This window comes from Microtetraspora malaysiensis (assembly GCF_050947145.1).
In the GTDB taxonomy this organism is placed as follows: Bacteria; Actinomycetota; Actinomycetes; order Streptosporangiales; family Streptosporangiaceae; genus Microtetraspora_A; species Microtetraspora_A malaysiensis.
Window position 1 is genome coordinate 8,463,970 of record NZ_CP191998.1, and the last position, 19,880, is coordinate 8,483,849.

Sequence of the window (19,880 nt, forward strand, 5' to 3'; positions counted from 1 at the left end):
CTGCGTTCGAACGTCATCGAGCGAGGTGGTTGCGCAAGCTCGACGACGGGCTGGGCGTCGGGCTCGTCTGCGGTGGAGCGATTCTCTGCTGCGGATTGACGAACTGCACCGGAGGGTTGGGCGTCTGCTGACCCCCGGTGCCGCCGACGATGAACATCGTACCGAGCGCCACGGCCGCGGACGCGAATCCCACCGCCACATAGCCCGCCCGGCGGGTGCGGCTTGACCGTCCCGGCCCGGAGTGGCCGCCCGCCAGCCGGGGCCGGTTGTCCGTCGGGGAGATGCCCATCGACGGCAGCCGGGTGGCGGCGAAGGCCGGATGGTCGGGGAACGGCCGCATGCGCGGCGGAATCGGTCCGCCCGGCTCCGACATGCGCAGCAGCGACATGGTGAGGTCGGCCGGCATGGTGGGCGGCTCGATGGAGCGCAGCCGGCTCTTCAGCGCGCGCATGGCGTCGACCTCGGCACGGCAGTCCGCGCAGAAGGTCAGGTGCGCGAGCGCCCGCTCACGATCCCTGTGACCGAGCTCGCCGTCGATGAGCGCGGAAACGCGCTCGCCAAGATGACTCATGCACCCTCCTTGCTGAACGAAGGGGGGAATTGGTCACCGTTCCTGTTCGCCCCCGGGGCGCGGTGGTCCAACGCCTCACGCAACTGGGCACGTCCCCGGTGGATCCTGCTGCGCACGGTACCCAGCTTCACGCCGAGCGTCGCCGCGATCTCCTCGTAGGACAGCCCCTCGATGTCGCACAGCACCACGGCCGCCCGGAACTCGGGCGCCAGCGCGTCGAGCGCCGCCTGGATGTCGTGCTCCAGGTGAGTGTCGTCGTACGCCTGCGCCGGGGACGGCTCCCGGCCGTGCAGCCGCTCGGCGGCGTCGTCGGCCAGCCCCTCGAACCTGATGCGCTGCCTGCGGCGCGCCATGTCGAGGAAGAGGTTCGTGGTGATGCGGTGCAGCCAGCCCTCGAAGGTGCCGGGCGTATAGCTGGAGAGCGAGCGGAAGACCCGGACGAAGACCTCCTGCGTCAGGTCCTCGGCGTCGTGCACGTTGCCGGTGAGGCGGTACGCGAGCCGGTAGACCCGGGCGGAATGCGTTCTGACGACCTCCTCCCAGGTGGGAGGCGTCCAGTCGGACACGGGGGCGTCCGCCTGGTGGTCGTGGTGGTCCACCGGGAGTCCTCTCTGCAGGATCGTCGCTACAGCCATAGTGCCTGGTTTCGCCCCTTCCTGCGCACCGCGTTCGATCGGTCTCTACAAAGACCGTTCAAAGCGTGCAACGTCCCCGTTGTGGCGTGAGTTCCCGTTCGACCCTGACTCCCCTAGGCTGCGACAGAATGCAGGAGGGAAGGAGAGGCCGATGGCGACGACCCCGGCCAACCTGGCCTACGCGGAGGAGTTCGTCCCCGAGGACGAGATCCTGCGATCCGCGCGCCGGCGGGGCATCGAGGTGGGAGCGCCCCCGATCCTGCCCGGGTGCGGGGCGGCGCTCTGCTTCCTCGCCACGGCGATCAACGCCCGGTCGGTGGTCGAGGTCGGCACGGGCTGCGGCGTTTCGGGGCTCTGGCTCCTGCGCGGCATGCGTCCGGACGGCACGCTGACCAGCGTCGACGCCGAGCCGGAGCACCAGCGGCTGGCCCGCAAGACGTTCGCGGAGGCCGGCTTCTCCGGCAGCAAGATCCGGCTGATCGGCGGCCGCGCCCTCGACGTGCTCCCCCGCCTGGCCGACGGGGGGTACGACCTCGTCTTCTGCGACGCCGCCAAACAGGAGTACGGCGACTATCTGGCCGAGTCGGTACGGCTGCTGCGCGTCGGCGGGATCGTCGTGTTCGGCGACGCCTTCTGCGACGACCGGGTGGCCGATCCCACACAGCGCGACCCGGACACCGTCGCCGTCCGGGAGCTGGGCAAGCTGGTCCGCGCCGACGACCGGCTCCGCCCGCTGATGCTGCCCCTCGGCGACGGCCTCCTCGCCGCGGTCAAACTAGCCCAGTGACGCGAGATAGCTGAGGAGCAGCCGGACGCCGAACCCGGTGCCGCCCTTGGTGATCTCGCCGTCGTCCGCGGTCGCCCGCGCCGGGCCCGCGACGTCGAGATGCGCCCACGGCCGTCCGCCGGCGAACTCTCTGAGGAAGAGTGCCGCGGCCACCGAGCCGGCCGAGCCGGACATCCTCCGGTCCACGTTGGCCAGGTCGGCGATGTCGGAGTCGAGGTCGGCGCGGTAGTCGTCGATCAGCGGCATCCGCCACAGCCGCTCGCCGGTCGCCTCCCCCGCTGCCACCAGCTCCGCCGCCAGCGGATCGTCGGTCGCGTAGAGCGCGCCGAGCCGCAGCCCGAGCGCGATCTTGGCCGCGCCGGTGAGCGTGGCGATGTCGATCAGGATGTCGGGAGCGAGCTCGGCGTCGGCGTAGGCGAGCGCGTCCGCCAGCACCAGCCGCCCCTCGGCGTCGGTGTTCAGCACCTCGACGGTGCGCCCGCCGTACTGGGTGATGACGTCGCCGGGCCGCTGCGCGGACCCGGAGAACGCGTTCTCCGCGCAGGCCACGAGCCCGGTCACCCGCACCGGGACGCCGGCGGTCGCCAGCGCGCCCATCACGGCGATGACGGCCGCGCCGCCCGCCATGTCGGTCTTCATCGTCTTCATGCCCTCTTCGGGCTTGAGCGACAGGCCGCCGGTGTCGAACGTGATGCCCTTGCCGACGAGGACCACGTGCCGGGTGGCCCCCTCGGGCGCGTAGGTGAGCTCGACGAGCCTGGGCGGCTGGGCCGATCCCTGCCCGACCGCCCGGATGCCGCCGAACCCGTCGAGCGCGCTGTCCTCGCGGAAGCCCAGGCCGGCGCTCGCGGCGACCTCCCGCGCCTGATCCGCCAGCCAGGCCGGGGACTTGATCGACGCCGGGGTGTTGACGAGGTCGCGGGCCAGCGCCGTCGCGCGGGCGACCGTCTCGCCCCGCCGCAGCGCCTCCTCGTCCCCACCGACGAAGACGATGCCGGGAGGCGTGCGTACGGCGCCGATCCTGAAGGTGTACGACGCGAGCAGCGCGCCCTCGGCCAGCGCGGCGGCGTCGCCGGTCTCCGGCACCCGGATCCAGACCCGCGCGCCGCCCTTGACCTTCCTTGCCACGGAGGCGCCCGCCTTCCGCAGGTCGGCCGCCGAGCCCCCGCCGATGCCGTACAGGAGGACGCGGCGGATGCCCGAGCCGAGCGCGACCGGGACCTCGACGACCTCTCCCGGCTCCCCCTTGGCCTCGTAGTGGGCCAGCAGCGCGTCGACTGGCAATGGCAGATTTGTGGGTGGAGCGAGATCCCGTCCGAACGGCACGGCGACGAACTGCGCATCGGCCGCAGGCTCGGCAACGAAGGTCGGCGTGGTCTCTATCGGCACAAGCACCTCCAACAAGGCGGCCCCGGCACCGGGATCATCCCCGCCGCCAGGGCCGAAAATCGAACAGGTCGGCTGGGGGTCAGCCGACCACCTTCTTCAGTGCGTCTCCAAGGGCGCCGGCCTCATCAGCCGAGAGCTCGACGACGAGCCGGCCGCCACCCTCGAGGGGGACCCGCATGACAATGCCCCGGCCTTCCTTGGTGACTTCCAGCGGACCGTCGCCGGTCCGCGGCTTCATCGCCGCCATGCGTGCATCCCTTCCCACGGCGCCGGCTTCCCCGGGGGGCGGCCGACATATTCACGTCTTGATGTGATGGCCTATTATCCCGCCTCTGAGCTTAAAAAGGTAACGACCATGCCCCGTACAGTCGATCAAAGGACGTCGGATATGCATTGTCGGCGGCGCATCTGCACAGCACACTGGGTGGGGTGAACGCCCGCGCCGCGCTTTTCGATCTTTACGGAGACCATCTCCGTAGCCGGGGCGGGCGCGCGTCCGTGGCCGCTCTCGTCCGGCTGCTCGCGCCGCTCGGCATCGCCGCTCCGGCGGTGCGCACCGCGATCTCGCGGATGGTCCGCCAGGGCTGGCTCGACCACGTACGACTGCCGCAGGGCCCCGGCTACATGCTGACGCCGAAAGGCGTGAGCCGCCTGGACAAGGCGGCGGCGCGCATCTACCGGGCGGGCCCGGTGAACTGGTCGGGCCGGTGGCACATGCTCGTCCTCGAACCGGTCCGCGACCGGCAGCGCCGGGAGCGGCTCCGGGCAGGCCTCGCATACCTCGGCTACGCGCCGCTCTCCGAGACCACCTGGATCGGTCCGCACCCTTCCCCTGAGCTCGACGCGCTGCGGATCAGCGCGTACGTGTTCGACGCGACCCTTGCCGGGGACCCGCGCGAGCTGGTGGCCCAGGCCTGGGATCTGTGCGCGATCGCCCAGGCGTACGAGCAGTGGCTGGCCGACGCCGAGGTCCTCGTCGGCTCGCTGCCCGACGACGCCCACGTCGACCAGGTCTTCGCGGTGCGCAGCAGGCTGCTGAACGGGTGGCGCAACTTCCTGTTCCGCGACCCGGGGCTGCCGGCCGAGCTGCTGCCCCCCGGATGGCCGGGAGAGAAGGCCCGCCTCTACTTCGAGCAGGAGGCCGCCCGGCTGCTGCCGGCCGCCACCGCGTTCGTCGAACGGAACATGGATGGGGCGTTCGACGTCGCTCCGCACGCCCCCCTCGTTTCCCCCGGAGCAGCCGCCCGCGGGGCCACCGCTGAGGAGATCCGATGACCGCCAACGACGTCGCCGACGACGAGGTCCGCTACGAGATCGGCGAGGGTGTCGCCACGATCACCCTGAACCGTCCGGACGCGATGAACTCGCTGACCACCTCCATGAAGTCCGCGCTGCTGGCGGCGGTGGAACGGGCCAGGGACGACGCGTCCGTACGCGCCGTGCTGCTGACCGGCCAGGGCCGGGGCTTCTGTGCCGGTCAGGACCTGCGTGAGCACGCCGAGCACCTGGAGAGCGGCCGCGGCCTCGACGACACGGTCCGGCGGCATTACAACCCGATCGTGCGGACGCTCACGACGATGGACAAGCCGGTCGTCGCCGCGGTGAACGGCGTGGCGGCGGGCGCGGGCGCGGCGCTCGCCTTCGCCTGTGACTTCCGGGTGGCGTCCGTCAAGGCGAAGTTCGCCATGGCGTTCACCGGCATCGGCCTCGCCCCCGACTCGGGAGCGTCGTGGACGCTGCAGCGCCTGGTGGGGCCGGCCCGGGCCCGCGAGCTGCTCCTGCTCGGCGACGCCGTGGACGCCGGGCGGGCCCTGGAGCTGGGCCTGGTGACCCGGGTCGTCCCCGCCGGCGAGGTGCTCACCGTCGCCCGCGAGCTTGCGGTACGGCTGGCGCAGGGCCCGACGCGCGCGTACGCGGCGACCAGGCGGGCGCTGGACTACGCCGCCACGCACTCGCTGTCGGAAGCGCTCGACCTGGAGGCGGAGCTGCAGGACGAGTGCGCGGCCACAGCCGATCACGCGGCCGCGACCAAGGCGTTCCTCAACAAGGAGCGGCCGCGGTTCGACGGCCGTTGATCTCCTCGCGCACCCAGCAGTCGGCCACGTGGTCGTTGACCAGGCCGATGGCCTGCATCAGGGCGTAGGCCGTGGTCGGGCCGACGAACCGGAAGCCGTTCCGCTTGAGCTCCTTGGCCAGCGCCTTGGAAGCCGGAGTCTGCGCCGGGATTTCGGCGGGGGTGGGCGGCGCCGGCGTCGTGAGGTCGGCGTATTTCCACACCAGGTCCGACAGGCCGCCGGGAAGCTCCAGCGCGGCCCTCGCGTTGGCGAGGGCCGCCTCGACCTTGGCGCGGTTGCGGACGATGCCGGCGTCGCCCATCAGCCGCTCCACGTCCGACTCGTCGAACGCGGCGACCTTCTCGATGGAGAACCCGGCGAAGGCGGCCCGGAAGTTCTCCCGCTTGCGCAGGATGGTCAGCCAGGACAGGCCGGACTGGAACGCCTCCAGCGTGACGCGTTCGAAGACGTGGTCGTCGCCGCGGACCGGCCGTCCCCACTCCTCGTCGTGGTAGGCGATGTAGTCGGGGGCGGAGGTGGCCCACGCACACCTGATCATCACGCGCCCTCCTCCCGCGTACCCGTGCTCATGATGGTGGCTGTGGCCGTGGCTGTGGCGGCCCGGCGGGGCTCGGCGCCCTCCCCCGGCTGCTCCGCCGCCCGGTCCCGGCTCTCCGCCTGTTCGGACTCGGCCGGCTTCGGCTTCCCCAGGCGCTCGGCCTGCGCCGGCTCGCCCACCCGCTCGTGCTCCGGCTGTTCCGGCTGCTCGGTCTGGGGGGCGTCGTCAGCGCTCTCGGTGCCCGGCGTCGAGGTGGCGTCGGGGGCGTCCCGGTCCTCGTCGGCGCTCGCGCCGTCACCGGAGGCGTCGCCCGCGGCGGGCTCGTCCTCGGCGGGCTCGTCCTCGGCGGACTCATCCTCGGCCGCTGTCGCGCCGTCCATCGGGTCGTCGTCCGCCGCGTCCGCCCACAGGGCCGCCGCGTCGGTCCGCAGGGGTGCGTCGTCGGCGTCCACGCCGCTCCGGGGCTCCTCCGCGTCGCTGGGGCGGCCGTACAGACGGGCCGTCACCAGCTCGGCCAGGCGCTGCTCCAGGGCGGCGATGTGGAGGTCCCGCTCGCCGAGCGAGGCCGCGACCCGCTGCAGCGTCGCGTCCACGGCGTCCGTCTGGTAGCCCACGAGGCCGATCGGGAGTTGCAGCCGGGCCAGGTCCGCCGCGTAGAGGCGTCCCCGGGGGATGACGAGCGGCGGTGTGTCCGGTGGGAACACGGCCATCTCTCCGCCATGCCCTTGGGAGACCTTCACCGTGACGGCCACGACGGCGATCGCGGCGAGGGCGAGTACGACCAGCACATACGAATCGTGCCACAAGTCCCATCCGTGGGAGCATCAATGCATGACGGTGGTACTCGGCCCCGATGACGCTATCGACCCGGGATGGGCCATGGCCGGCTCCATGACGGAGGTGTCCGACCTCGTCCGGGCCGGCCGTACGGTCGTCGTGACGCTCCCGGAGGAACCCACGGAGGCGGTCGCCGCGGCCGCCGTTTTCGCCTGGGCCGGGGCTCGGGTGTTCCGCACGGCCCCGGGGACGGCCCGGGACGTACGGCTCGCGGTGGAGATGACCGAGTCCCTGGCCGGCCGGCGGCCCCCCGCCCTAACTCGGCGTGGCCTCGCCTAGCTCCTCCGGGCTGGGACGCAGCTCGCGCCCCGGCCGCTCCAGGAGGTCGAACGCCTCCTGGACGTCGGCCGTCCAGGAGATGGCGTCGAAGACCCCCGGCCGGGTGAACCCCTGGTCGTACATGCCCGCCACCAGGTCGCGCAGCGGGTCGTAGAGGCCCCAGGGGTCGAGGATGACCAGCGGCTTCTCGTGCATGCCGAGTACGCGGGAGGTCCAGATCTCGAAGAGTTCCTCAAGCGTGCCGATGCCGCCAGGAAGGACCAGGAAGGCGTCCGACCTGGCGTCCATCAGGCCCTTGCGCTGGCGCATGTCGTCGGTGACGATCAGCTCGTCCGAGTCGGTGTCGGCGATCTCGATGTCCACGAGCACCTGCGGGATCACGCCGATGGTGTGTCCGCCGGCGCGGCGCGTCGCCCGCGCCACGGCGCCCATGCAGGAGACGACCGCTCCCCCGCTGACCAGGCCGTGGCCGCGCTTGCCGATCTCGGTGCCGACCTCGGTCGCGAGGTCGATGTATTTGGGATCGATCTTCAGGCTGGAGGAACAGAACACGCAGATGAACATCGCTCAACCTTAGAAGCTCGGTTACTGGGCGTCCGCGACCGAGTGGCGGCGGGTGGTCTCGTCTCTGCGTGCCGTACCCGCCTGCTGCCGGTCGGCCGCCGCGATGATCTCCACGGCCTCGTCCGGGTCGTCGGTGAGCTGGATCAGGTCCACATCCTGGGGGGAGACCTTGCCCGACGTGAGGAGCGAGGTGCGGATCCAGTCGATCAGCGGCGTCCAGAACTCGACGCCCATGAGGATCACGGGGAACGAGGTGACCTTGCGGGTCTGGACCAGGGTCAACGCCTCGAAGAGCTCGTCGAGGGTGCCGAACCCGCCGGGCAGCGTGACGAAGCCCGAGGAGTACTTGACGAACATCGTCTTGCGAACGAAGAAGTACCGGAATTCCACGCCGAGATCGACGTACTCGTTCATGTGCTGCTCGTGGGGAAGCTCGATGCCGAGGCCGACCGAAACCCCGCCGCTTTCCAGCGCGCCCTTGTTGGCCGCCTCCATCACGCCGGGACCGCCCCCGGTGATGACGGCGAAACCGGCCTCGGCGAGCGATCGCCCGAGCCGCATGCCCAGCTCGTACTCCTTGGAATCACGGCCGGTGCGGGAAGAGCCGAAGACGGTCACGGCGGGCGGCAGCTCGGCGAGCGCGCCGAATCCTTCGACGAACTCCGACTGGATGCGGAGCACTCTCCAGGGGTCCATGTGGAGCCAGTCGGTCGGCCCTCTGCGATCGAGAAGCCGCTGGTCATGAGTGGACTCGGGAACCATGCTGCCGCGGAGGACGGAGGGGCCTTGGCGGCGTTCCCTGCGGATAGTAGTCATGCCGGTCACGCTAGTGCAGGAGTCAAAACAATCTTGAAAAATCGCGGAACCGGGATTCAACCGCCCCACGTCTAACAGGCGAGGGTGCTGCTCGGGATGAAAGTGGCTTTCCCCGCCAAATGGCCGGCGAGGAAAGCCACTTTCTTCATTTCCACCCAGATCGGGAACCACCTCCCGGGCCTGCGGAAATCGTTCCTCGGCCCCGGATCAGGTCAGCCAGGCGGTCATCCGTCGTTCGCATTCGAAGATCTTGGACAGCTCGGCGTGCTCATCCCGCCGGTGCGCCAGGTTCGGGTCGCCCGGGCCGTAGTTGACGGCCGGGATGCCCAGCTCGGAGAAGCGGGCGACGTCGGTCCAGCCGTACTTGGCCCTGGGGACGCCCCCGACGGCCTCGGCGAAGCGGGCGGCCACCGGATGGGTCAGCCCCGGGCGGGCCGCGGGCGCCGCGTCGGTGAACCGCACCTCGAAGCCGTCGAACACCTCGCGGACGTGGTCCTGCGCCTGCTCGACGGAAAGGTCGGGCGCGAACCGGTAGTTGACCGTGACCACGCACTCGTCGGGGATCACGTTGCCCGCCACGCCGCCGTGGATCCCGACCGCGTTGAGGCCCTCGCGGTACTCCAGCCCCTCCACGACCGGCCGCCGCGGCTCGTACGCGTTGAGCCGGTCGAGGATCGGCGCGGCGGCGTGAATGGCGTTGACCCCCTTCCAGGACCGGGCACTGTGCGAGCGCACGCCGCGGGTCACGATCTCGGCCCGGAGGGTGCCCTGGCAGCCGCCCTCGATCAACCCGTGCGTGGGCTCCATGAGGACGGCGAAGTCGCCGACCAGCCAGTCGGGGTGGTTGCGGGTCAGCCGGAGCAGGCCGCTGCGCTCGGCCTCGATCTCCTCGCAGTCGTAGAACACGAACGTCAGGTCGCGGTTGGGCGCCTCGATGAGGCACAGCTTGAGCATGACCGCGATCGCGCTCTTCATGTCCGAGGTGCCGCAGCCGTGGATCAGGTCGCCCTCCACCCGGGCGGGCACGTTGTCCGCCACCGGCACCGTGTCCACGTGCCCGGCGATCACCACCCGTTCGGTGCGCCCGAGCGCCGTACGCACGACGAGGGCCTCGCCGTCCCGGTCCACGGACAGGTGCCGCAGGGGGCGCAGCACCTCCTCGATCGCGTCGACGATCGCCTTCTCGTCACCGCTGACCGACTCGATGTCCACCAGTCTCGCCGTCAGCGCGCCCACGTCTGTGCTCAGATCCAGGTCCAACCGCATGGTCGCGAGCCTATCCCTCAGAGCACGCGCACCTTTCCGGTGACGGGCGCCTCCTCCGAGGCCACCCAGCCGTCGTGACCGGCCTCCGCCGTCCACACCACGTCGCCGTAGCGGACCTCGCGCAGGCCGTACCGCTGGGCGTGGGCGACGTACCACGCGGCGATCTGCCAGGACCGCCCGGCCGCCGAGTCGTCGCCCAGCTCGCGGAGCAACTGCTTGCGGGCCACCTGCGGGCGGAACGTGACCGGCTTCTCCGGCGGCGGGTACCAGCAGTGGACCGCCTTCGGGACGCGGCCGGAGAACGCGCCGGCCAGGATCCGCGCCTGCGGCTCGTGCTGCGCGTACGCCGAGCCGTCCGCGGACCGCTGCACCTCCTGCGCGGCCTCGTGCAACGGCATCTTGCGGTAGCCGTTGACCTTCTCCAACGCGACGAAGAACTTCCTGGTCGCGTACACGGGGTCCTGAAGCTGCTTGGAGGTGCCCCAGCCCTGCGAGGGCCGCTGCTGGAAGACGCCCACCGAGTCGCGGTCGCCGTAGGGCAGGTTCGTGAGCTTGGACTCCTGGATCGCGGTCACGTACGCGATCTGCAAAGCGCGCTCGGGCAGCCCGCGGCGCGTGGCGACGGCGGCGATCGTGGCCGCGATCTCCGACTGCTCGATGTCCAGCTCGAGGCTGCCCTCGGACGTCTTGATCTTGCAGTGCTCGCCGAGCGCGAACGGCTTGGCGCGCTCCAACAGGTAGTACGCCCCGAAGAAGATCCCCGCCCCGATGACGACGACGACGGCCACGATGGCCAGCGCCGTGCGTGAGACACGCCCGGTCACGTGGCGAACCTCACGAACGCGGCTCCACGCGGATCGAGCCCGGCGGCAGAGGATGCGCGTAGGAGGCCGCCCAGCCGCCGCCCTGCGGACGCCGGAAGGCGAGCAGCCGCCCGTCGTTCCCGTGGTAGAGGACGTAGTCCAGCAGCCCGCGGTCGGGCATCCCGGTGGTGCCCTCGGCGCGGAACGCGACCGTGCCGCGCCTGACGGGCGAGAACTCGGCGCCGTCCATCGTGAGGGTGCTCTTGGCCGGGACCATGCCCTCGGTCGGCACGGTGGTCCACAGCAGCACCTCCAGATGGCCGGCTTCGCCGGCGCCCTGTTCCCTGAGTTCCTCGACCGACAGCCACTGATAGTGCCGGTTGCCGTCGTCGAGGAGGTACTCGGTGCGCCGCTCGCCCTGGCGGGCCAGCTGGAGCGCTCCGACGGTGTGGAAGCGGACACCCGCGCAGTGGACCGTGTCGCCCACCTTGATCGTGCGGGGGTCGAAGTACTCGGGCCCGGCATCCGGCTTCGCGGCGCCCTGTTTCGCGGCCCCCTGCTTCGCGGCTTCCGCGGACGGCGCCCGGGAGCGGCCGGAGCGCACCGCGGCGAGGACGGCGCCCAAGACGACGACGAGCGTCGCGACGCTCAAGGAGAGCACCACCGCTGCCGTCATGCCGGGCGATCCTACTGGAGGCGGAGCACAGCCGCATTTACCCGCTCATCGGTGGCGGTCACGGCGATACGGACATGGCGCGCGCCTGCCTCGCCGTAGAAGTCGCCGGGCGCGACCAGGATGCCGCGCGCGGCCAGGGCCTCGACCTGCTCCCAGCAGCCGGCGCCGTTGGTGGCCCAGAGATAGAGCCCGGCCGTGGAGTGCTCGACCCGCCATCCGGCGCGTTCGAGCGCGGGGCGGAGCACGGCGCGGCGGCGGGCGTACCTCTCCCGCTGCTCGTCGGCGTGCGCGTCGTCGTCGAGCACGGCCGCCATGGCGGCCTGCACGGGAGCGGGCATGATCATGCCGGCGTGCTTGCGCACCTCCAGCAGTCGCCGCACCAGCGCCGGGTCACCGGCCACGAAACCGGCGCGGTAACCGGCCAGGTTGGAACGCTTCGACATCGAGTGGACCGCGAGCAGGCCCTCGTGCGAGCCGCCGCAGACGTCGGGATGGAGGATCGAGACCGGCCGCTCCTCCCAGCCGAGCTCCAGGTAGCACTCGTCGGAGGCGACCACGGCCCCGCGCTCGCGCGCCCAGGAGACGACCTTGCGCAGGTGCTCCGCCGGGAGCACCCGGCCGGTGGGGTTCGACGGGGAGTTCACCCAGACGAGCGGGACGCGCTCCGGCCCCACCGCCAGCAGCCCGTCCGTGGCGTACGGCGTGGCTCCGGCCAGCCGCGCCCCGACGTCGTACGTGGGGTAGGCCAGCTCGGGGAAGAGCACGCGCTCGCCGGGCCGTACGCCGAGGAGGGTGGGCAGCCAGGCCACCAGTTCCTTGGTCCCGATCGTGGGCAGGATGTCCGCCGCGTCGACACGGACGCCGTGCCTGCGTGCCAACCATCCCGCGGCCGCCTCGCGCAGCCGGGGGGTGCCGTACGTCAGCGGGTAGCCGGGACTGTCGGCGGCCTCGGCGAGCGCCTTCTGCGCGACCAGGGGGACCGGATCGACCGGAGTGCCGACTGAGAGGTCGACGATCCCGTCAGGGTGCGTCCCCGCCCTCTCCTTGTAGGCCGTGAGCCGATCCCACGGGAAGTCCGGCAACGAGATCAAAATGGCCCCCTAGTCATCATGAACCCGCCCATCGAGCCTGGCTGCTCAATGGGCGGAGTTCCCGCTGGTCAGTGGTCTTCGCCCTGCGGCGGGAGCGCGGCGACGACGGAGTGGTCCCTCTCGATCTTGCCGACCTTGGACGCACCGCCCGGGGAGCCGAGCTCTTCGAAGAACTCCACGTTGGCCTTGTAGAAGTCCTTCCACTGCTCGGGAAGATCATCTTCGTAGAAGATCGCCTCGACGGGGCAGACCGGCTCACAGGCTCCGCAGTCCACGCACTCGTCGGGGTGGATGTAGAGCATCCGGTTGCCCTCGTAGATGCAATCGACGGGGCACTCCTCGATGCACGCCTTGTCCAGGACGTCCACGCAAGGCTGCGCGATGACGTACGTCACCTTCGGGCTCCTTCTGAGTTGGCACGATTCGACCGCGGGTTGTTCAGACCTAGTATTGCGGTGCCTGCCCACAGGCCGAAACGGGAGGGGGACAATCGCCGTGACCCTTCGTCAAGGAGCCCGTCTCATCATCGCGATTACCCCCGCCGACGCGGGGAAACGGGTGACCACGCGACGCACGGTGCCCGGCGGCTTCCGCGACGCCGTCGGCGTGTTGGAGTCGTGGAGCGAGGGCGTGCTGGCCGTGCGCAAGCGGGACGGGACGCTCGTGGAGATCGCGGAGGAGAGCCTGGTCGCGGCGCGCGTGGTGCCGGTCAGGTAAATGCCCGTGATCGCTCGGTAAATCCCGCGCGTGCCTCCTCGACCACCGGGAGCGCCACGTAGAGTATTCGGCGGGTGACCAAACGTACCAGTGTCGCCGTGATCCTCCTCCTTTCGGCCGCGGCCGCCTGCTCGGCCCCCGCAGAGGAGAAGCCCAAGCAGCTTCCGCCCGCGAACGTGCGTGCCGACGGCCTGAGCGGCTTCGGCGGCATGGACGGCCTGGTCGCCGCGGCCCGCAAAGAGGGCGAGCTCACCGTCATCGGCCTGCCGCACACCTGGGTCAACTACGGCCACCTCATCGAGCGGTTCTCCGAGGAGTACGGCATCAAGGTGACCGAGCTGCGCCCCGACGCGAGCAGCCAGCAGCAGATCGACGCGGCGACGGGCAAGAACCCGCCCGACGTGTTCGACCTCAACCTCGACGTGGCGGTGGCCAACGCCGAGAAGTTCGCGCCGTACAAGGTGAGCGGCTGGCCGGACGTCCCCGACGAGCTCAAGGACGGCAAGGGCCTCTGGTACGCCACCTACGGCGGCTACATGTCCATCGGCTACGACCCGCGCAAGATGCCCGCGCCGCCGTCGTACGCGGCGCTGAACAGGAAGGGTGTCACGGTGGCGCTGCCGGGCGATCCGCTGCGCACCGCCTCCGCGTTCAACGGCGTCATGGCGACCTCACTCAAGAGGGGGAAGACGGACGTGGCCCGCGGACTCGCCTTCTTCTCCGGGCTCAAGAAGGCGGGCGCGCTCACGGCACCCGAGCAGGCCACGGCGGTGGTCGACTGGGACTACCTCAACATGGCGCGCTCCGCCGCCACGACGCAGGGCGGCAAGCCGACCTGGCTGGTGACGATCCCCCGCGACCAGGTGCTCGCCTCCTACTATGTGCAGGCGATCAACAAGAAGGCGCGACATCCGGCCGCCGCCCGCCTGTGGGAGGAATTCCTACTCTCCGACGACGGCCAGAATCTATTCCTCAACGGGTACGCCCGTCCGGTCCGGATGGAGGCCATGGAGATGCGCGGCACGATCGACCGGGCCACGGCGGCCAAGCTGCCCAGGGCCGTCGGGACGCCGGTGTACCTCACGATTCCGCAGCAGGACGAGGCGAAGTCCTACCTGCAGAAGTACTGGTCCCGGCAAATCGGCTAATAGCGGTCGCGAGTTCGGCGAAGCCGTAAAGTGTTGCCCACACGAGAATGCGAGCCGATCTTGCGATACGAAACCCCCAGTCTCACACGGTGGAACGCTCGCGCCTACGACAGTTCCTTCGGCTACGTATCGGCCCAGGGAGTGCCGCTGGTGGAGCTCCTCGACCCGCAGCCGGATGAGCGTGTCCTCGATCTCGGCTGCGGCACCGGCGTGCTCACCGCGGAGATCGCCAAGCGAGGCGCGCGGGTCCTGGGCATCGACGGCTCCACTGCCATGATCGAGACCGCGATCGCCCAGTACCCGGGCCTCGACTTCACCGTCGGATACGGTGACGACTTCACCGTGGCCCAGCCGTACGACGCGGTGTTCTCGAACGCGGCGCTGCACTGGATGAGCCGCGACCCCGACGCCGTGATCTCGTGCGTGCGGATGGCCCTGCGGCCCGGCGGCAGGTTCGTCGCCGAGCTGGGCGGCGCGGGCAACTGCGCCACGCTGACGTCCGCGATGCGCACCGCCTGGCGCGAGCACGGGCTGCGCGAGCCGGGGCTGCCGTGGTATTTCCCCACCCCGGCCGAATACGCCGTCCGGCTGGAGAAGGGCGGCTTCACGGTGCGGATCCTGGAGTACGTCGACCGCCCCACCCCGCTGGACGAGTGTCCCGGCGGCGCGGCCGACTGGGTGCGGATGTTCGCCGGGTCGCTGCTCGACGGAGTGCCGCCCGCGCTCGTGGAGCCCCTCCTACGCAGGGTGAACGAGCTCGCGGCCCCGGCACTGAGGCGGGAGTCCGGGTGGGTGGCCGACTACGTGCGACTCCGTTTCGCCGCCGTTCTTCGCTGACGAAACTCCCGATGTCGTAGGGGATTTGTCAGACTATGGTCTGGCTGTACAGACTGATGGGAAAGCGATGAACTTCTGCCTGAGTGACCTTGTGCCACCGCTGCGCTGGAGTGACGCTGCCCGCATCGGAACGCTGACCGCGCCCTCCCGTTCGGTGGACGACCTGCCGCCGGGCGCCCAGCCGAGCGCCGCCGAGGGTGCGTTGCCGGAGGCGTGGTGGCGCAGCCTGCCCGTCTCCCGCGTGCTCGCCGTGCTCGGCCCCGAGGCCCTGGGCGAACTGGTCACGGAACTCGCCCTGGAGCAGTGGCCCGCGGCGGCCGTCGGCGACGTGCTGCCCGCCCTGCACGTGCTCGACCCGGACGACGCGGACGACCCGCAGGTCGCCATCGCCCTGGATCGTGCCGGGTCCTGGCCGGGCCTGCTCTCGCTGTCCGCCCGCGAACTGTGCGACCAGGCGTTCATCAAGGCCCGACCCGTCCTGACCGCGCTTTTCACCGCCGTGTTCGCCCGCCTCGCCGGGACGCGGAGGCCGCCTGTCGTACGCGCCGCCGGGCAGGGCCTCCCGGCCGAGGCCGCGGCCCAGAGCCCGGTCCAGGCCGCACCGGCCCTCGCGGAAGCTTCGGAGGACGTCCCGGAGGCCGCACCGGCCCTCGCGGAGAGCCTCGCGGAGGCGGCTCCCGACGGCCTGTCCGAAGCTTCGGAGGACCTGTCCGAGGTCGCTCCGGCCCTCGCGGAGAGCGTCCCCGACGCCGCTCCGGCTCTGCCGGAGCTCCCGGAGGCCCTCCCCGGCGATCCCACCGAAACGGCGTCCGAAGAGGCGTCCGAGGGGGCCGCTCACCCGGAGGGCGCCGCCCCGGCGGAAGAGCCCGCGTCCGCCGCCGTGCCCGCTCCCGGCGAGTCCGACGCCACCGAGAACGCCGAGAACGCTGCCGCTTCGGCCGAGGACGGCGAGGACGCCGCTTCGCCGGAGAACATCACCGCTCCGGCCGAGGACATCGCCGCTTCGCCGGAGGGCCCGGCCGACCCGCCGGAGGAGAGCCCGGCCACGGTCGATGCCACCCCCGACACCGTCGACAGCGGGGCGTCGGACGACTCCGCGGACGCTCGCGAGGCTGGCCCCGGGGACGCCCCCGCCCAGCCCGAGGCCGGGTCCGATGCCGCGGAGGGCGCCGAGGTGTCCGCCGCCGCCGAAGCCACCGAAGACGACGTTGACGCCGACGCCGACGCCGACGCCGACGCGAACGCGACGGCGGCCCCGGACGGCCCGGAGGAACTCGACGGCGCAGAGTCCGACAGCGCCGGATCCGACAGCGCAGAGTCCGCCCCGGAGGACGTGGAAGTCCCGGACGGCGGGGAAGGCCCCGCCGCGGTGTCCGAAAGCTCCGCCGAAAGCGCCCCCGACGGCGGCGCGGAGACGGACGGCGGCGCGGAGACGGACAACGGCGCGGAGACGGACGGGGGCGCGGTCGCCGCCGCCGAGAGCGGCCCCGCCGAGGAGCCCGACTTCCCCGCCCTGCTCGACTCCGTGTTCGCCGGCCTGGACGACCAGTCGTGGATGGTCGCGCAGAACCGGGTCTTCGCCGAGATCCCCACGGCGGCCGAGGAGCTGGCCAAGCTGTTCGCCATCCCCGTCGCGGCCATCGGCGAGATCGAGGAGTCGCTGCGCGCGCGGCTGGCGGAGTGGCTCGCCGGGCCCGAGGCGACGCCGTACGGCGAGCACGTGAAGCGGGTCGTGGAGACGCTGGGCGTGGCCGCGCCGAAGTCCCGGCTGATCGACGCCGCCCCCTGGCATCGCGCCGACCTGCCCTCGCTCGACGTACCCGCGTGGCAGTTCGTGCTGACCACGCTGCCCGAGCACCGCGTCTCCGGGAACTGGCTCGTGGTCGGCGAGCTGAGTGAGCTGCACGAGAAGACGCGCGCCCTCATCCTGGGCGCCGAGCGGCCGCCGACCGTCGCCCGCGCGCTGGAGCTGGTCGCCTCGCTGGGTATCCACCCCGAGGTCGCCAAGGAGTGGCTGGAGCACGTGCCGCAGCTCCGTATGCAGAGCGGCAACACGTCCCGTCCGGCCCCCGCGCCCGCGCAGCCGCCGACGCCCGCTCCCGCCCCGGCGCCGGGAGCCCCGGTATCCGGCCCGCCGCCGGGAGCGCCGGCCCCGCACACGCCTCCGGGGGCGCCGCAGGGCGCGTCCGCACCGGGCCCGGGGCACGCTCCGGGCTTCGCGCCGGGCGGCGCGCCCGGTTTCCCGCCGGCCGCGCCGGCGATGCAGCAAGGCCAGTTGAAGGACGTCGCGCTCACCCGGCGCTGCTTCCGCCAGCCCGACGGGCGCTGGTGGCTGCGGGTCGACGTGACCGCGCAGCATCTGGAAGGAGCGGAGATCTCCTTGCCCAGTGGGTTCGCCGCCTATCTCGGGATCTCGCCGGGCGGCAGCCGTACCGTGCGAAGCGCCGCCGGGGACGTCACGCTCTCGTGGCAGGCCCATCCGGCCCTCGGATCGCTCCAGCCGATCCTCACGGAGATGGCGGCCAAGGAGGGAAGCCACATCTTCCTGACGCTCTCGGACGAGGGGATGCTGCGGGTACGGCACCTGCCGGCGGCGAGCGGCGGGGACGCGACCGCGCGGGCGCTCCGGTTGGTGGGCTACACCGCGCCGGGGGGCACTCGCGAGCAGGCGTTCCGGGTCATCGCCACCAGGATCGGCCTGGCCGGTCCCGTGGACGAGACCGAACTCCTCACCCGCCTTCGAGAGCGAGGGGACCGCGACATCCTCTCCCTGTTGGGTTAGCCGGAGATGCCGAACCTCGTCATTTCACCGGACTTCGTCCGGAAGCTCGCCGCGCTGGACAGCCAGACCCGGCGGGACGCCGCCGTCGCGCTGCGCCGGTTCCTGAACAACTCCCTCGCCGCGCCGCATCCGGAGCGGGTGCGCAACGGCCGGGACCCCCGCGTGGCCACCCTGCGCCTGTCCGCCGGCCACCGCGGCGTCGTCGTACGGCATGAGGACACCTACTGGCTGCTGACCGTGCTGCCGGACGACGAGGCGTGGTCGTACGCGCAGCGGCACCGCGTCGGCGTCAACTCGGCCATCGGCGTCGTCGAGGTGTGGGACGCCGTGGCGATCGACGAGTCGGAGGCCGCGCTGCATCGGGCGTCGCAGCGCAGCCAGGACCGCCTGTTCGAGACGTTCTGCGACAACGACCTGCTCGACATCGGCATCGACCCGACCCTGCTCCCGCTGCTGCGGTTGATGACGTCGGAGGCGCACCTCACCGGGATCGAGCCGTTCCTGCCGGAGAGCCAGCTCGCGCCGCTGATGGCGCTGGTCAAGGGCGGCTCGCTGGCCGCCGCCTGGTCGGAGCTGGACGGCTGCCGCTGCATGGAGCCCGGCGAGATCGACCCCGACGACCTGGTGGCGGCGCTGCGGCGCAGCCCGGGGCGGGCGGCCTTCGCCACCAGTCAGCAGGAGCTGGACCGGATACTAAACGCCCCTCACTGGGCCACGTTCCTCTATCCGCCGCAGCACACCTACTCCAACTGGGAGCGTTACGACCAGTCCACGCTGGTGACCGGAGGCGCGGGCACCGGAAAGACCGTCATCGTCCTGCACCGGGCCGCCTATCTCGCCAGGGCCGGGGCCGGCTCCGTCCTGCTGGTCACCTTCTCCCAGGCGCTGGCGTCGGAGCTGGCCGCGCGGCTCGACCTGATCATCGATGACGAGACGGTGCGCGAGCGCATCGAGGTACGCAACGTGGACCGCCTCGCGCACCGGATCGTGTCCGAGGCGGAGGGCCGCCCGCCGACCCTCGTCGGCACCGGCGACCTGGCCGCGCTGTGGAAGGAGGCGGCGGGCAGCCGGTTCGGCGCCGCGTTCCTGCTGCGCGAGTGGGAGCAGGTGATCCTCTCGCAGAACCTGCGCACCCTCGACGAGTACCTCGCCGCCCCGCGCTCCGGCCGCACCGTCGAGCTGTCCCCGGAGATCCGCACCACCGTCTGGCGGGCCGTGCAGCACGTCGAGGAGCGGCTGCGGGCGTCCGGCCGCCGCACGCTGCTCCAGCTCGCCTCCGAGGCGGCGGAACTGCTGGGCCGGTCCACCGGCGACATGCTGGGCGACGAGGCTCCGGGGCGGGAGCCGTACCGGCACATCGTGGTGGACGAGGCGCAGGACCTGCACCCGGCGCAGTGGCGGCTGCTGCGCGCGGCGGTGCCGCTCGCCCCGAACGACATGTTCATCGTCGGGGACCCGCACCAGCGGATGTTCGACACCCGCGTGGCGCTGGCCGGGCTCGGCATCCCGGTCCGGAGGTTCCACCTCAAGATCTCCTACCGGCTGCCGCACGAGATCCTGTCGTTCGGCATCCGGCTGCGCGGCGGCGGCCCCGCGGACGGCCTCGTCGAGGGCATCGCGGAGCTGCACGGCTATCGCGCGCTGCAGCACGGGCCGCGTCCGACGGTTCTCGGATACGTCTCCCAGGAGGCGGAGCTCGCCGGGCTGGTGTCCCACCTTTCGTCGTGGCTGGCCGACGGCGTGCCCGAGAGCGAGATCGCCGTGGCGGCCCGCAGCACCGACCTGGTGCGGGCCGCGCGCGCGGCGCTACAGCAGGCCGGGATCAGCGTCAAGGTGACGATGCTGCACGGCATGAAGGGGCTGGAATTCCGTCGGGTGGCCGTGATAGGCGTGGCTGACGGAATCGTTCCGGCACCCGAGGCACTGACCCCTGCCGCCGAGGATCCGACGGCTCGGGCTCACGATCTGCAACGCGAACGGGGGCTCCTTTACGTGGCATGCACACGGGCCAGCGAGATGCTCTACGTGTCCCACACCGGACGGGCAAGTCCCTTCCTTCCCGCCTGATC

At 71.7% G+C, this 19,880-nt stretch carries 22 protein-coding genes; 9 read left to right on the plus strand and 13 right to left on the minus strand.

All coding sequences use genetic code 11. The features are described from left to right. Window positions 1-13: 13 nt before the first annotated feature. Entirely contained in the window at window positions 14-571 is a 558-nt protein-coding gene (locus ACQP1V_RS39485; RefSeq protein ID WP_433416147.1) for an anti-sigma factor family protein, read from the minus strand. Next, complete coding sequence (sigE, locus tag ACQP1V_RS39490; RefSeq protein WP_067142154.1) at window positions 568-1,206, minus strand: RNA polymerase sigma factor SigE; 639 nt, start codon at window positions 1,204-1,206, stop codon at window positions 568-570. The genes ACQP1V_RS39485 and sigE overlap by 4 nt, the downstream gene beginning before the upstream one ends. Window positions 1,207-1,357: 151 nt before the next feature. On the opposite strand from sigE, the gene ACQP1V_RS39495 reads away from it, so the two are divergent. Beyond that, entirely contained in the window at window positions 1,358-1,993 is a 636-nt protein-coding gene (locus ACQP1V_RS39495) for an O-methyltransferase (protein WP_433416150.1), read from the plus strand. On the opposite strand, the gene ACQP1V_RS39500 is transcribed toward ACQP1V_RS39495, so the two are convergent. Beyond that, complete coding sequence (locus tag ACQP1V_RS39500; protein ID WP_433416153.1) at window positions 1,982-3,382, minus strand: leucyl aminopeptidase; 1,401 nt, start codon at window positions 3,380-3,382, stop codon at window positions 1,982-1,984. The two genes, ACQP1V_RS39495 and ACQP1V_RS39500, sit on opposite strands and share 12 nt — an antisense overlap. A 79-nt stretch (window positions 3,383-3,461) precedes the next feature. Then, the gene (locus ACQP1V_RS39505; RefSeq protein ID WP_082777371.1) at window positions 3,462-3,629 is read right to left on the minus strand and encodes a DUF3117 domain-containing protein; all 168 of its coding nucleotides are present in this window, start codon (window positions 3,627-3,629) and stop codon (window positions 3,462-3,464) included. A 182-nt stretch (window positions 3,630-3,811) separates the two neighbouring features. Here ACQP1V_RS39505 and ACQP1V_RS39510 point away from each other — a divergent pair, with 182 nt between their 5' ends. Then, entirely contained in the window at window positions 3,812-4,657 is an 846-nt protein-coding gene (locus ACQP1V_RS39510; RefSeq protein ID WP_433416156.1) for a PaaX family transcriptional regulator, read from the plus strand. Further along, window positions 4,654-5,457 carry an enoyl-CoA hydratase-related protein gene (locus tag ACQP1V_RS39515; protein WP_433416158.1) on the plus strand — a complete coding sequence of 268 codons (804 nt, stop codon included), beginning with the start codon at window positions 4,654-4,656 and terminating at the stop codon, window positions 5,455-5,457. The genes ACQP1V_RS39510 and ACQP1V_RS39515 overlap by 4 nt, the downstream gene beginning before the upstream one ends. On the opposite strand, the gene ACQP1V_RS39520 is transcribed toward ACQP1V_RS39515, so the two are convergent. Together ACQP1V_RS39520 and ACQP1V_RS39525 are read right to left on the minus strand one after the other, a co-directional pair. Further along, window positions 5,423-5,995: a DNA-3-methyladenine glycosylase I gene (locus ACQP1V_RS39520; protein ID WP_433416161.1), complete on the minus strand. Its 573-nt coding sequence runs from the start codon at window positions 5,993-5,995 to the stop codon at window positions 5,423-5,425. The genes ACQP1V_RS39515 and ACQP1V_RS39520 overlap by 35 nt on opposite strands. After that, on the minus strand, window positions 5,995-6,783 hold the full coding sequence (locus ACQP1V_RS39525) for a hypothetical protein (RefSeq protein WP_433416164.1): 789 nt from the start codon (window positions 6,781-6,783) through the stop codon (window positions 5,995-5,997). Before ACQP1V_RS39525 ends, ACQP1V_RS39520 begins: the two co-directional genes overlap by 1 nt. Before the next feature lie 43 nt (window positions 6,784-6,826). Here ACQP1V_RS39525 and ACQP1V_RS39530 point away from each other — a divergent pair, with 43 nt between their 5' ends. Beyond that, window positions 6,827-7,111: a hypothetical protein gene (locus ACQP1V_RS39530; protein WP_067142173.1), complete on the plus strand. Its 285-nt coding sequence runs from the start codon at window positions 6,827-6,829 to the stop codon at window positions 7,109-7,111. Here ACQP1V_RS39530 and ACQP1V_RS39535 read toward each other — a convergent pair. From ACQP1V_RS39535 to fdxA, 7 genes are all read right to left on the minus strand, one after another. Then, complete coding sequence (locus ACQP1V_RS39535; protein WP_067142176.1) at window positions 7,088-7,675, minus strand: TIGR00730 family Rossman fold protein; 588 nt, start codon at window positions 7,673-7,675, stop codon at window positions 7,088-7,090. The genes ACQP1V_RS39530 and ACQP1V_RS39535 overlap by 24 nt on opposite strands. 21 nt (window positions 7,676-7,696) lie before the next feature. Further along, a complete protein-coding gene (locus tag ACQP1V_RS39540; RefSeq protein ID WP_387409258.1) occupies window positions 7,697-8,491 on the minus strand; it encodes a TIGR00730 family Rossman fold protein in 795 nt (264 codons plus the stop codon). Between the two features lie 207 nt (window positions 8,492-8,698). Next, a complete protein-coding gene (dapE, locus tag ACQP1V_RS39545) occupies window positions 8,699-9,757 on the minus strand; it encodes a succinyl-diaminopimelate desuccinylase (protein WP_067142179.1) in 1,059 nt (352 codons plus the stop codon). A 17-nt stretch (window positions 9,758-9,774) separates the two neighbouring features. Then, window positions 9,775-10,581 carry a hypothetical protein gene (locus tag ACQP1V_RS39550; RefSeq protein ID WP_433416169.1) on the minus strand — a complete coding sequence of 269 codons (807 nt, stop codon included), beginning with the start codon at window positions 10,579-10,581 and terminating at the stop codon, window positions 9,775-9,777. Between the two features lie 10 nt (window positions 10,582-10,591). Next, complete coding sequence (locus ACQP1V_RS39555) at window positions 10,592-11,236, minus strand: DUF4178 domain-containing protein (RefSeq protein ID WP_433416172.1); 645 nt, start codon at window positions 11,234-11,236, stop codon at window positions 10,592-10,594. 11 nt (window positions 11,237-11,247) lie between these two features. After that, entirely contained in the window at window positions 11,248-12,327 is a 1,080-nt protein-coding gene (gene dapC / locus ACQP1V_RS39560; protein ID WP_387409255.1) for a succinyldiaminopimelate transaminase, read from the minus strand. Window positions 12,328-12,395: 68 nt separating this feature from the next. Further along, entirely contained in the window at window positions 12,396-12,722 is a 327-nt protein-coding gene (gene fdxA, locus ACQP1V_RS39565) for a ferredoxin (protein ID WP_067142189.1), read from the minus strand. Between the two features lie 163 nt (window positions 12,723-12,885). On the opposite strand from fdxA, the gene ACQP1V_RS39570 reads away from it, so the two are divergent. From ACQP1V_RS39570 to ACQP1V_RS39590, 5 genes are all read left to right on the plus strand, one after another. Then, entirely contained in the window at window positions 12,886-13,044 is a 159-nt protein-coding gene (locus ACQP1V_RS39570; RefSeq protein WP_369407234.1) for a hypothetical protein, read from the plus strand. Window positions 13,045-13,118: 74 nt separating this feature from the next. Next, entirely contained in the window at window positions 13,119-14,192 is a 1,074-nt protein-coding gene (locus tag ACQP1V_RS39575; RefSeq protein WP_433416177.1) for an ABC transporter substrate-binding protein, read from the plus strand. A gap of 150 nt (window positions 14,193-14,342) precedes the next feature. Next, on the plus strand, window positions 14,343-15,029 hold the full coding sequence (locus tag ACQP1V_RS39580; RefSeq protein WP_433416180.1) for a class I SAM-dependent methyltransferase: 687 nt from the start codon (window positions 14,343-14,345) through the stop codon (window positions 15,027-15,029). A 67-nt stretch (window positions 15,030-15,096) separates the two neighbouring features. Continuing rightward, complete coding sequence (locus ACQP1V_RS39585; protein ID WP_433416183.1) at window positions 15,097-17,811, plus strand: hypothetical protein; 2,715 nt, start codon at window positions 15,097-15,099, stop codon at window positions 17,809-17,811. Window positions 17,812-17,817: 6 nt separating this feature from the next. Continuing rightward, window positions 17,818-19,878, plus strand: a complete 2,061-nt coding sequence (locus tag ACQP1V_RS39590; protein WP_433416186.1) for a UvrD-helicase domain-containing protein — start codon at window positions 17,818-17,820, stop codon at window positions 19,876-19,878. The last annotated feature ends 2 nt before the right edge of the window (window positions 19,879-19,880 follow it).

What these genes read in the sequence shown, in the direction of transcription:
- ACQP1V_RS39485 (WP_433416147.1), bottom strand. Translation starts at nt 571, where the DNA reads ATGAGTCATCTTGGCGAGCGCGTTTCCGCGCTCATCGACGGCGAGCTC.
- sigE (WP_067142154.1), bottom strand. Translation starts at nt 1,206, where the DNA reads ATGGCTGTAGCGACGATCCTGCAGAGAGGACTCCCGGTGGACCACCAC.
- ACQP1V_RS39495 (WP_433416150.1), top strand. Translation starts at nt 1,358, where the DNA reads ATGGCGACGACCCCGGCCAACCTGGCCTACGCGGAGGAGTTCGTCCCC.
- ACQP1V_RS39505 (WP_082777371.1), bottom strand. Translation starts at nt 3,629, where the DNA reads ATGGCGGCGATGAAGCCGCGGACCGGCGACGGTCCGCTGGAAGTCACC.
- ACQP1V_RS39515 (WP_433416158.1), top strand. Translation starts at nt 4,654, where the DNA reads ATGACCGCCAACGACGTCGCCGACGACGAGGTCCGCTACGAGATCGGC.
- ACQP1V_RS39520 (WP_433416161.1), bottom strand. Translation starts at nt 5,995, where the DNA reads ATGATCAGGTGTGCGTGGGCCACCTCCGCCCCCGACTACATCGCCTAC.
- ACQP1V_RS39530 (WP_067142173.1), top strand. Translation starts at nt 6,827, where the DNA reads ATGACGGTGGTACTCGGCCCCGATGACGCTATCGACCCGGGATGGGCC.
- ACQP1V_RS39535 (WP_067142176.1), bottom strand. Translation starts at nt 7,675, where the DNA reads ATGTTCATCTGCGTGTTCTGTTCCTCCAGCCTGAAGATCGATCCCAAA.
- ACQP1V_RS39540 (WP_387409258.1), bottom strand. Translation starts at nt 8,491, where the DNA reads ATGACTACTATCCGCAGGGAACGCCGCCAAGGCCCCTCCGTCCTCCGC.
- dapE (WP_067142179.1), bottom strand. Translation starts at nt 9,757, where the DNA reads ATGCGGTTGGACCTGGATCTGAGCACAGACGTGGGCGCGCTGACGGCG.
- ACQP1V_RS39555 (WP_433416172.1), bottom strand. Translation starts at nt 11,236, where the DNA reads ATGACGGCAGCGGTGGTGCTCTCCTTGAGCGTCGCGACGCTCGTCGTC.
- ACQP1V_RS39585 (WP_433416183.1), top strand. Translation starts at nt 15,097, where the DNA reads ATGAACTTCTGCCTGAGTGACCTTGTGCCACCGCTGCGCTGGAGTGAC.
- ACQP1V_RS39590 (WP_433416186.1), top strand. Translation starts at nt 17,818, where the DNA reads ATGCCGAACCTCGTCATTTCACCGGACTTCGTCCGGAAGCTCGCCGCG.